Origin of the sequence: Streptomyces sp. NPDC046915 (assembly GCF_040644935.1) — a bacterium.
GTDB lineage: Bacteria > Actinomycetota > Actinomycetes > Streptomycetales > Streptomycetaceae > Streptomyces.
This window is the reverse complement of record NZ_JBEYXB010000053.1, coordinates 1-11476: the sequence shown is the minus strand read 5'-3', so window position 1 is coordinate 11476 and position 11476 is coordinate 1. Positions and strand designations below refer to the sequence as shown.

Here is an 11476-nt window from a genome sequence, read left to right as displayed (position 1 = left end):
CCGCCGCGCGGTACAGCGCGACAGCGTCGTTCCTGAATTCGGCCGGATACGGAGACTTACGTCCCACCAGGACACCTTCCCTTGGATCTGCAAGATCCATTGTCAGAGTGTCCACGCCACGGGGGTCGCCTCAGTGACCGCCGCGCAGCTCGGTCGGTCACGACAGGTGGGGGGCATCCGATGTGTTGTGGCGTCGATGGATCGTATGCGTTTGTCGATCCGGCCGTTTTTCATTCGGGCTGGTCGTGGCGGGGCTGTGCCTGCCAGCGGTGTTCGAAGGCGTGGTGGTGTTGGGTGAGGTGGGCGTGGGTGATGGGTTTGTTGTATTGGCCGGTGATGCTGTGTTGGGCGAGCTCTTTGGCGACTTGGTTCAGGTCGGGGTGGAGGTTGAGTGCTCGGTGTTGGGACCAGATGGTGTAGATGCGGAAGTTGAGTAGGTATCGGGCGAGTGTTTTGGGTTTGATGGGGTGGCCTTGTTTGTCGTGTAGTCCGTGTTGGGCGAGGTGGGTGGAGAGTTCGGTGGCGTCTGGTTCGCGGCCGTGTTGCTGCAGGAAGTCGTGCCAGGCCGTGTAGTAGCGGTCCACCGTTGTCGGTCCGGGTGGTTGAGCGGCTTCGTGCGTATGGGCTCGTGACGTGTGGTCGGTCGGCGCGGGTTCTGGGGTTTCGGGGGTCTGTGAGGCCGGCCTGGGGCTGTCGTCTGGTGTGGGTGGTTCGCTGCTGCTGGTCGGTTGGTTGGGATGGGGGCCGGGTGTCTTCTTCTCCGGTTTGGTGGGCGAGGTTGTGCCGCCGCTGTCCGTCCCACGGGTCTGGTGAAGTTGGGTGAGGGCCGGTTGGCTGCTGTTTCCCCGGATGGTCGGTTGTAGGGGTTGTGGTGGGGCTGTCTGGTGGTGGGCCTTCGTGGCTGGCCGTGCGAACTGCATGGGGACCTGCTGTTGTTGCTGGTCTTTGTATTCGTGCCGAGTTTTGTAGGGGTGTGCGGGGGTGTAGGTGGGGCTGTGGTCGCCTTGGTGGCGGCTCATTCGGGGAGCCGTTCGAAACCAGGAGAATTGATCTAAGTCCCGTGTCTGCTTCGGTCGAGCGGGGTGGGGGCCGCTTGGTTGGGAGGACTGCTTGTTGGGTGGTGCCGCTGTTTTTGAGGCGGGCGCGACTTGTGATGCATGACTGCTTGTGGTTGTGGCGGCTGGGGTGATGGTGGTGGTGCTGGTTGCCCGGGTCGGGTGGCAGGCGGCGTCTGTGGTGGGTTGCTGTGTGTCGGCTGTTCTGGGTTCGGCTGTTGCCGGTTGTGCTGGTTGTGGGGGCGGCGCTGCGGGAGGGGCCGCTGGTTCGGCCGCTGGTGCGAGTCGTGGTGGGACCGTCTTGTCGAGGGGGATGCCGTATCGGGCGAGGTGTAGGGGCAGGAGTGCTTCGACGGGTGCTTTCCTGCGCCATGCTCTGCCGTATCGGGCGTGCAGCTTCGTCTGGTAGAGGAGGCGTTCCTGCTCGAGGGTGATGGCTTGTTGGTAGGTGCGGAGTTCCCAGAGTTTCATGCGCCGCCAGAGCAGGAAGGTGGGGGCGGGGGCGAGGAGCCAGCGGCTGGCGCGGACGCCTTCCATGTGTGTGCCGGTGGTGATGTTCGCGAGGCGGCTGATGGCGTGGCGGGCTGCTTCGACGGTGATGACGAAAAGCATTGGGATGACGGCGTGCATGCCGACGCCGAGGGGGTCGGGCCAGGCGGCGGCCGCGTTGAAGGTGATGGTTGCCGCGGTGAGCAGCCAGGCGGTGTGGCGCAGGAGTGGGTAGGGGATGCGGATCCAGGCCAGGAGCAGGTCGAGGGCGAGCAGGACGCAGATGCCGGCGTCGATGCCGAGGGGGTAGAGGCTGGCGTAGGCGGCGAAGCCTTTCCTTGTGGCCAGTTTGCGTACGGCGGTGTAGGAGCCGGTGAAGCCGATGCCGGCGATGGCCAGGGCGCCGGCGACGACGCTGGCGGCGAGCAGGCGCTGGGCCCGGGTGAGGCGTCGCAGAGCGGGCTGGAGAGGCTTCGGTGGTGCGGGGCCGGCGGTTGTGTCGCGCGCGGAGGGTGGGTTGGGGCCCGGGGCTGGTGCGCGTGGGGGTGTGGAGGGGTGGGCCGGTGTTGGTGTGCGGGTCATCGGTTCGTGGCCCGGTTCGGGCTGGGTGTGTTCAGCAACTGGTTGATGAGGTGTTCGGTTTCCTCCTCGAGGGGTGTGTGGAGGGTGGCGTTGATGTGCTGGATGCGGCTGATAGTGTGGCGTAGCTGGTGCAGCTGCTTATTGATGTTGGTTGTGGCCTGTTGTTGCTCAGTGGTGCTGAGCGGCGTATCCGGTCCGTGGGGAAAGTCTGCCCGGGGCTTGTGGGGTGGCGCGGGGTGGTTCATGGGCTGAACTCGTCGTTTGACGTTGCTCAGTGATTTTGGGTGTGGTGGCGTTTTTGCGCAGTGTGGTTGGCGCGTGGGTAGGTAACGGCGGGCTGGGCGGGGGTGCCGGGAGTGGCCGTGTGTGCCCGGCGCGCTGCACAGACGGCTGCTGACCTGCCAAGCGATCGCTTTTTTGTTCCTGCTGCCTGTCGCCTTGCCGGTGCCGGCGCGTGGATGGCCGGCCGGGGTTATCTGCTGCTTGGTCGGGTGCGGCGGCGGGTGGGGCTGCGGGGCCGGTGGTGTTCCTCGGCGAGGTGGTCCAGGGTGATGCTGTCCAGGAGTGGTTTGGTGATGCGTTCGCTGCCGTCGCAGATGGCTTCGATGGCGGCTTGGCGGATCAGGCGGGAGAGGCTGCCGATCCGTCCGGCGGTTCGTTGGTGCAGGTAGGGGGCTAGCTTCGGCAGGCTGCCTGCCCGATGGGCGTGCAGGTCGACGGCCTGTTCGAGGGCGGTGATCAGGTCGCGGAATGGTTCGTGGCCGCCAGCGCGGGCGGCCAGTGCTGCGCAGTCGATGAGGGAGGCGCGACCGGCCAGCTGTGCCCCGCGTACTCCGCTGAAGACGGGGCTGGTGGTGACGTCGATGCCTGCGTAGACGAAGGTGGCGGGGATGCGTTCGGTGAGGTCTTTGAGCCAGTCGGCGGCCTCGGCGCCGCTGGAGGTGCGGGGGTTGAGCCGGTGGATCTCGTCGATCAGTGAGAGCTTGACTCCGGCGGCGGTGTAGGTGTGGCAGACGGCGGTCGTGATCTGTGCGGTGGTCATGCGGCTGGTGATGGGGATGCCGAGGTAGCGGGCGAATTCTGCGGCCAGGGTCTTGGCGGTGGCGCCGGGCGGTACCAGCACGTAGGCGACGGGGACGCTGGTATCGCCGGGTTGGGTGCGGCGGGTGTGGGCCAGGTGGCAGGTCCGGCCGACCTCGAGCAGTGCGGTGGTTTTGCCGGTGGTGGCCGGGCCGGTGACGATCAGGGATGGGCGTGCGGTGACGTTCTGGTGGCGGCCGAGGATCATCAGGGTGCGTACCTGGCGGGAGAGGTTCTCGATGGCCGGGGTGCGCACGGTGACGAACTGGGAGTGGTAGGCCAAGCGTTCATCCATGGAGCGCGGTGCTTCGCCTGGCTGCGGTGGCGCGGGCGGTGCGGTGGCGGCGAACCGGGCGAACCCGTGGAACGTGGTGACCGCCTGCGAGGACATTTCATCGACGACGGGCGGGGCGTGGGGGCTGGTCACCAGTGCTCGGCCTCCTCGAAAGCGTTGTACAGCCCGAACCGGGCCGGCGGCGGGGGCGCTTCAGCACCGGTGTGCGTGGCGTCGTCTGAGGCGTGGGCTTCTGCGTCGTCGAGGCTGTCCTCGGTGTCTTCGGCCGCGACTGGGGGCGGCAGGGTTTCCGCCGTGCACTGCGCGACTGCTGCCGGGCTGGAGGGCTGGGGTCGGCTGCGCCGCAGGACCTCGTCGGCGGTCTCCGCGAGCGCTGCCTCGTGCTTCTCGCGGTCTGCGCGCTGGGTGAGAGTGGTGCGGATGTGGCGCCAGGTGGTTTCGCTCATGGGGGCGTGGACGTGGTCGCGGTGGATCCACGGGATCTCGTGCAGGCGTCCGTCGGGCAGCCGGATGTAGACCTGCCGCACGTCGTGCGGGTTGAGATGGACTTCCCACTTGCCGCCCGGACCGGCGGGGGAGGGGCGGCCGCGGTGTTCATTCAGGCAGACGTGGTCGTAGGTGCGGTAGTTGATGCGGATGCCGCGGCCGGTGACGGGGTGGAAGCGCACCGGCAGCAGTTCCAGGTAATCGGCGCCGGCCAGCGGCAGCGGCACATAGCCGGACGCGCCCAGCAGCGCGCCCCACATCTCGTTGGGGGCCAGAGCCTTTCTCGGCAGGACGGGGTGGCGCAGCCCTTCGTGGGGGCGGTGCTGCCAGCACGCGGTGACCCATTCATCCAGCAGCTCCTGCAACTGGGCCACCGTGAACCGTGCTTCGTCTTCTACCGCTTCGCCGCGTTGGAGGACGTGGGAGCCGGTGTAGCCGGCGACGTGCTGCGCGAAGAGGGTGTTGATGCTGGCGAAGGTCCGCTCGATGGCGCCCTTGGCGGTAGGTGAGCGGGGCGGGGCCGGCTGCACGCTCGTCCCGAGGGTTTCGCATGCGGTCAGGAAGGCGGTGGACAGGTAGATGCTTCCACGGTCAATGATGATCGTTTCCGGCACCATCACCGGCCGCGCTGCCGCCGAGGCCAGCCGCGCGTCGAGGGCGAGGAGCCGGTCGTAGGGGACGGCAGCGTGGGCCAGGCGCAGATGGTCGGGCCAGCCGGGCCGTGCCGGGTGGGGTACGGCCATTTCCGCCATCAGCAGGGCTGCGTCCACGGCCTTGGTGCCCTCCTCGCGCAGCACGGCCGCCACCACCGACCGGGTGGCCACGTCCAGGGCGATCGTCAGCTCCGGGCGCCTTACCCGGCCGTCCTCGCCCACGGCCATCACGTCCAGCCGGGTGGTGTCGACCTGCACGAGCTCACCCGGCCGCAGTGCCACCGTCGGTGTGAGCGGCCGGGCCGGCGTGGTGGTGGCCGCGCGGGCCGGCCGTCCGGGATGCTCCAGCGGGTCGGCCAGTACCCGCACCAGCCGGTTGAACGTCGACGGCGGCGGCAGCGCGACCGCGCCCGGCCCGTGCATGTCGGCCAGGATCTGCCCGGTCAGCTCGCGCAGCCCCTTCAGTGTGCCCGTGGAGCGGCCGCGCTGGCGGCGCAAGGCTTCCAGTACGGCGGCCATTACCCGCTCATCGGCCCGTCCCGTGGCGCTGGCCTGTCTGCGGCGGGGGACCAGGCCCCACAGGCCCTGGGCGTGGTAGCGGGCACGCATGCGGCGCACGGTGGCCCGGCTGGCCTTCGGCCAGCCCAGCGCTGCGAGTTCGTCGGCCTTGGCCTGCTCCCGTTCGGCCATCGACCGCTGCTGCGGGTCGTACTCGGGCCGGGGCACACCACCGCTGCCCGGTCCGCCGGGCAGGCCGGTCTCGAGCTCGCGGATGTGCCGCTGCCAGGCCAGCGCCCGTTCCCGTTCCCGCTCGGGCACCGACTCCAGCAGTCCCCACGCCGGCACACCAGCGGCGGCCGCGGAGTCCACCACGGCGAACGCCGGATCGGCGAACAGGAAGCAGGTCAGCACCGAGGCCATCTGCCCGCACTCGTCGACCAAGCGCACGCACGCCCCGGCCACGGCGGCCACCTGCCAGGTGCGGTCCTCGAACCTGACCTGAGCACCCACCCCGACATGCCGCCGACCGGGGGCGGTGACCACATTCCCGCTCACCGCTCCTGCTCCTCATCGTTGCCATCCGCCGTGCTCCCGGGGTGGATGAGGATGTGCTCGCCCAGCGGCCGCCTCAGGTCTGCGGTCAGCCGCCCGCTCCACAACGCGTGGTAGACCACCGGCAGCGTCGCAAGGACCTCGCCCGCCGCCGCGGCCCCGGCCATCAGCGGCCGCGGGGCGGCGAACGCCTCCAGTACCGCCTGCTCCAAGCCGCCTGCGTCCCGGTGGCGGGGGTGGCGGTAGCCGGCCAGCCACCGCACATTGGCCGCCAGCACCGGATCAGGCGGCACCAGACGCCGGTAGGCGAACCCCACCGCCTCACACGCCGCCGCAAGCACCGCGGCAGCGCGCGCGGCCCGCTCTGCGGCGGGCTCCGTCGTGGCCGGGCAGTCACCGAGCAGAGCACGGCCGTCGGCGTAGCGGGCGAACAGCTGCGGCACCCACGTCAGCACCCGCCTACTGCCTGGATCCCGCCAGATCAGCCGCACTGGCCGCGCCGACAGTCCCACCACATGTGGGTCACGGTCCAACAGCATCAGCTGGCTGCACATCGCCTGCGAGCCGTGCGCGATGTGCCGACCCGTAGTGGCCGACCACCACCAGCCCGGGCCCCACCTGCGGCCGGGCACCACAGGGAACGGCGCCACCGACTTCAGCTCCTCGAACCGGACCTGGACGGCAGCCTGGAGCCAGCGCTGCTGCACAAGCGCCCCGCCGCTGTGGGCGAAGACCGCCTCCACGCCGTCCACATCTACAGCCGGGCACCCGTCCCTGGCAGCGGACAAGGCGGCACCGGCATCACCGTGACTGCTCGTACTGATCAGCGCCCCCGAAAGCCCCGTCCCAGCTGGGCCGTCAGGCGAACCAGCCAAGAGCCCCACTCCCTGCCCCGACACCGTCCCGAGCGTGGCAACGATGCGGGTTCAGAATCGCGGAGACGTCCTGCCCGTGTCAGCGCGAGCCTGCGGCGTCACCCGCACGGAGGACCCTCTCCCGGGCACGGCGGCAGTACGACCGCCCGCGGCGCCCGCCTCGGGGCGTGAACGCCCCTTCTCCCGGCCCCCTGCCCCGGCTCGGGCCGCCTCCTACAAGCTGCCAGTCTCCCGGCCGCTTGCGCCTGCGTGTACCGACCGGGGCAGCCGGGCGCGCCTACTCGTGGTCGCTGTCCTGGTATGCCGCGAGCGCCTCAGCCAGAGCGTCGGCGGGCAAGCGGGCCCACTGTGCCAGATCCTCCAGCGCCATCCCGGCGCTCAAAGCCGCCGATGCGGACTGCCACAGGGCCTGGTCGATCAGGTCGGCGCCGTGGCTGAGGTTGAGCAGGAGGCGACGGGCGACGTCGACGGTGGGTCCGGTCTGCGCCCCGCGCAGCTGGATCAGTTGCTCCTCGGCGGCGTCGATGAGGCTGCTGATCAGGGCCCGCTGCTCGGCAGGCACCACCGTGCGCCACATCGTTCCTGAGCCGGGCGCTTTCTTTTCCTTGCCGAGCACGCGCAGCTGCGCGGCCATAGTGGCGGGCTGGAGCTCTTGCCGTACCCGCCATGGGTCTTCTGTTTGCTCAGACGGGCGGCCGGTGCTGCGGCGGGTGCGGATGATGCTGCCCATCCAGTTGATCAGCGGGCCGCCGTAGTCGGTGGCAGCCAGAGGCCCCAGCCAAGGCCGTCCCACCCGCTCGCCGAGCCGGCGGCAGAACACCCCGTCGGCGGGCAGCGGCCGCGGATGCTGCTCCCCGCTGTCGATCCACGCCAGCTCGGCCATAACCGGGTCCAAGAGGGCCTCCGTGACGGCGATCACCTCGGGGAAGACGACCGTGTCCCGTCCCACGATCCGCCACCGCTCCAGATCATCTCCGGCGTTGCCGCCCGCGATCTGGTGCAGGCGGCGCGGCCAGACCTTTTCCTGCTCCCAGCGCAAGGCCTGGTCCCACCACCGGGCGACCACCGCGTGCGCCAGGCCGAAGACCCGCTCCGCTTCCACGCCGGCCCGGGCTGCGTGCCGCGTCACCTTTGCCCATCGCCGCTGCGCTGCCACGACCTCGGGCAGCCCGCGCAGATCGAGATGCTCCAGCGGTTGGTCGGCGTCTGCGTCCAGCTGCCATCGGGCATGCCGGCCGCACACCCGCTCCCACCGCTGCGCATAGCGCACGACCCGCGCCCCGGCCCCGCACCGCCGTGCCGTGCACAAGCGGCAGCCGTACGCCACCGGTCCCACCGCCGCGCCGCCCACACGCCACACCGCGCGGGCCGCCCCCTCATCCGTGCCGGCCTTGGCGTCCTTGCGGGACAAGGCCGGCAGCGCCCGGCCCAGCATGTCCTGCCCGACTCCGCTCAGCCCGGCCAGCATGCGCCGTCCGGCCTCGTTGAGCAGGAGCTCCGCGTCGGCTCGCACGGCGCCGCCTTCATGCCGGGGACGGGAGCCGGTGACCGTGAAGTGTCCGAGCATCTGTTCGGGGTGCATGCCGTACGTGGCAGCCACCCGGCCCATGAGCGACCAGGTCGTCTCCCTGCTCACCGGCGCAGTCCGCAGCAGGACCGGAAGAGGTGTCACCTCGTCACGGTCTCGCACCTACGGTGCCCGGCAGGCACCGACGGCAAAGATTCAGCAGGGCGCTGCGCTGCCCAGAAGCGGACAGACAGGCGTGCTGTTACCGGTGCGCGGCATGGCACGTCACCGCTGAAGACGCAGTGCCACAGAGACACCGGTGTAGACGGCCAGGCGCTGCTGCCAGCCGCTGTCCTGTTCGGGCAGGACAGCGTGGCAGACCCGCTGAAGGGTGCCGTCCTCGTGCCAGCGGAGAAAGCGGCGCCGGCAGGCCAGGAAGGGCCCCAGAGCCGGGGGGAGACGCGACCATGCCTGCCCGGTGCAGGCGACGTGGACGATGGCTTCCAGGATCTGCCGGTCGCAGCGGGGACGGCCTCCGGTGTGCGGCCGGGCGGGCAGCACAGCGGACAGTGTCTGCCAGGTGGTGTCGCTGATCCGTGGCTGCCATACCGGCACTGCACCGGCCAGTGACAGCAGCTCATCGACCAGCTGCCGTTGCCCCGACTGCAACAGCGGCCGTCGGGCACTTTGCTCACACAGCCAGGCGGCGGCGTGTTCGGCGTCCGGTGCGCCCGGCCACCACTCGAGATCCTCAGGGAGGCCGGTCAGGTGACAGCGGCTGGTCCACCACATCCGCTGCCAGGCGATGGGCCAGGGCGGGTTCCACCAGGCGTCGATGGCGCTCAGGTGCCACCCCATGCGGGTGGGCCGACCGGCGCTGCGCTGACGCTGGCGCACCTTGGTGAGCCAGGTCCCCAGGGCGAGACCATCGACCACAGTGGGCCGTGAGACGGCGAGGTGGCCGTGCCGGGCAGCGTAGGCACGCGCGATGGCCAGGCCGTCGGCGGCCGGGCGGCGCCGCCCGGGCCAGGCATGGAAACGCTCCACCTCGCCCCGGGTCATGCCGAGTTCGGCGAGCAGACGCTGCTGGTCCTCGTGCAGCCGCCCATAATGGGTGATCTGGTGGCGCAACCACCGCTCAAGCCAGCGCGGCAGACCGGCCAGGTTGTCGCCGCCGTGCACCAGGCCGTGCTCGAGCACGTGGGCGCGGTACCAGGCACGCTGCCAGTCGATGGGCCAAGGCGGGTTCCACCACGCATCCAGCTCCCGCAGCTGCTCCGCCTGCTCGAGAGACAGTGACGCGGCATCGGCACGCCGGTTGGCCAGCCACCGCCCCAGATCGAACCCCTCCCGCACCCGGCCGTCCGTATGCGCGACAGCCAGATGTCCGAACCTCCCCACATGGACACGGGCCTGCTCCAGGCCTTCGGCGAACAACCGCGCCTGCCACTGCTTCAGGCCCTGACCGTGCCCGCTCCGCCGCGGCACCGCCCGCTCCACCCGCCACCCTCCCGCCGCTACCGGCCCGCCACGCCCCACCGCACCCGAACCCCCACCTGTGCCAGGACCCGCAACACCCAAAGCGTCTGCCAGCAAGCGCAGGCCCGCTCCCACCTCCACCGGCCGGTACGCGCTGTGCACCCACCACAACCCGCTTCGCCCCTTTCCCGGGGCCGAGCCCGCCGGACGGCGCCGCTCACGGCCCACCGCCTGCGCCCAGGACGCCAACAACCCAGAAGCCTCCCGCGCCTGAAGCTCGCCCAGCCACGCCCAGCCCAGGCGCTCGCCCAGCGCGGCAGCAAGCCGCTCACCGCCGTCCCGCCGGCGCACCAGAGCACCTGATCCGTCGCCGGCGGCCAACTGCTGCATCCGCGGATCCACCAGGGCCTGCGCCACCGCCACAACCTCCGGAAACGTCACCGCATCCCGCACCAGCAGCCGCCACTGCCCGCCTTTCCAGCCCGCCGGATCCGGACACCGCCGTCGGGCAGCGGCCACCACCTGCTCCAGCCGCCACCCCCACACCGTGCCCCGCTCCCAGAACTCCTCCCGCTCCCACCAGGAACACACCACCGCCCGCGCCAGCGCGAACACCTCACCCGGCTCAGCGCCTGCCACCGCACCCGCGACCCGCGCCCGCCCCCACCGGCGCTGCGCCCGCCCCAACTCCCCAGCCAGAGCACCGACGTCGAGGAACTGCACAGGATGGCCCTCGCCCACATCCAGCAGCCACCGACCATGCCGCGCACACAACCGCTGCCACCGAGGCCGGTACACCCACACCGGCCCCGTACCCCCGCACCGTGCCCCACACAGCCGGCACCCGAACACCACCGGCCCCCACTCAAGCGTCCCCACCCGCCACCGCGCCCACCCCCGCCCGTCCCCACCACGACCGGCCGACACCTCCACGCCGGCCTCCCAGGACGGCAACGCCCGCACAAGATGCCCCGCCGGCACCCCGCACCAGCCCGCCAACTGCCCCTGCGCCACCCCGTCGAGCAGCACCTCGCCATCAGGACGCGCACCCCGGCTTTGATGGACCGGGTTCACCCACTGCCACCATGCCGTCAAGTCGCCCGCCTGCATCCCGTAGGCGGCCGCCACCCGATGCAAGAACGACCAGGTCGTTTCCCCCGGACAAGGCGCCACACGCAGCACTGCCTCCACTCCGCTGCCTCCCGCCCGCTACCGGCGACCGCCAGCGTGCCGCCGCAGACCCACCGACGGCACGCCCGGGCACCCCCAGACTGAAAACCCCGGCCAGTCTGTCCGCCCCCCACTCAGCCCGGCAAGAATCGGCGGTCCCTTCGCCCGAGGGAGTGAGAGGAATACCTCCCCCTCGACATCGCCCCGCGAGAGCCTTTGTGGTGCTGTGCTGACAGCCGGTCAGCACGCTGGCGAGTCACACAGTTGCCCTGTCCTCCGTTACCGAAAACCCGGGTACGCAGGCGCCGGGATGCTGCGCAGTTTCAGTGGTCGGCGGGAGCGGTGTGAGGCGGGGTCGGCAGGGGAGACGTGATCCAGATTCGATCCGAAGTCTATTTTGAAGCAAAGATCTGAGCACCCAACCCAGGTCTCCACAGTACCGGGACAGGAGCACCCCCAGGCTTCCTCTCTCCGACCGAGCCGTCCTCTGGCTCAGCGTCACGTTCCTTTCCCCGAAGCCGCACGACCCGCCTCCTTGCTGCCGCACGGGCCGGAGGCCCGCTTGCCGCGCGCAGCGCGGTCGAGGCTGGAGCGCAGCGGAAGCCTCTGGCTGGACGGAGTCCAGCACAGGACTGCAACGCAGGCCGATTCACTCCCGGAGCGCAGCGGAGGGAGTGTCAGTTCTCTTTTGAAAAAATACAAAAGTGGGGTGTTGAAAAAGAAACGCCACATAGGTATATCAAACATAATTA

General features: G+C 70.3%; 7 protein-coding genes. All 7 read right to left on the bottom strand.

The window, feature by feature from the left end; genetic code table 11:
- Positions 1-230: 230 nt before the first annotated feature.
- The 7 genes from ABZ915_RS48440 to ABZ915_RS48410 all read right to left on the bottom strand — a co-directional run bounded on the left by ABZ915_RS48440 (position 231) and on the right by ABZ915_RS48410 (position 10193).
- A complete protein-coding gene (locus ABZ915_RS48440; RefSeq protein WP_361817793.1) occupies positions 231-2126 on the bottom strand; it encodes a DUF2637 domain-containing protein in 1896 nt (631 codons plus the stop codon).
- Positions 2123-2371: a hypothetical protein gene (locus ABZ915_RS48435; protein WP_361817790.1), complete on the bottom strand. Its 249-nt coding sequence runs from the start codon at positions 2369-2371 to the stop codon at positions 2123-2125. Before ABZ915_RS48435 ends, ABZ915_RS48440 begins: the two co-directional genes overlap by 4 nt.
- A gap of 227 nt (positions 2372-2598) precedes the next feature.
- Complete coding sequence (locus ABZ915_RS48430) at positions 2599-3597, bottom strand: TniB family NTP-binding protein (protein WP_361817796.1); 999 nt, start codon at positions 3595-3597, stop codon at positions 2599-2601.
- Positions 3598-3629: 32 nt separating this feature from the next.
- Positions 3630-5696 (bottom strand): transposase, encoded by a 2067-nt coding sequence (locus tag ABZ915_RS48425; RefSeq protein ID WP_361817787.1) that lies wholly within the window; start codon positions 5694-5696, stop codon positions 3630-3632.
- Positions 5693-6445 carry a TnsA-like heteromeric transposase endonuclease subunit gene (locus ABZ915_RS48420; RefSeq protein WP_361817785.1) on the bottom strand — a complete coding sequence of 251 codons (753 nt, stop codon included), beginning with the start codon at positions 6443-6445 and terminating at the stop codon, positions 5693-5695. Before ABZ915_RS48420 ends, ABZ915_RS48425 begins: the two co-directional genes overlap by 4 nt.
- Positions 6446-6845: 400 nt before the next feature.
- A complete protein-coding gene (locus ABZ915_RS48415; RefSeq protein WP_361817782.1) occupies positions 6846-8240 on the bottom strand; it encodes a DNA-binding protein in 1395 nt (464 codons plus the stop codon).
- A gap of 120 nt (positions 8241-8360) precedes the next feature.
- Positions 8361-10193: a Helicase associated domain protein gene (locus ABZ915_RS48410; RefSeq protein ID WP_361817779.1), complete on the bottom strand. Its 1833-nt coding sequence runs from the start codon at positions 10191-10193 to the stop codon at positions 8361-8363.
- Positions 10194-11476 lie beyond the last annotated feature (1283 nt).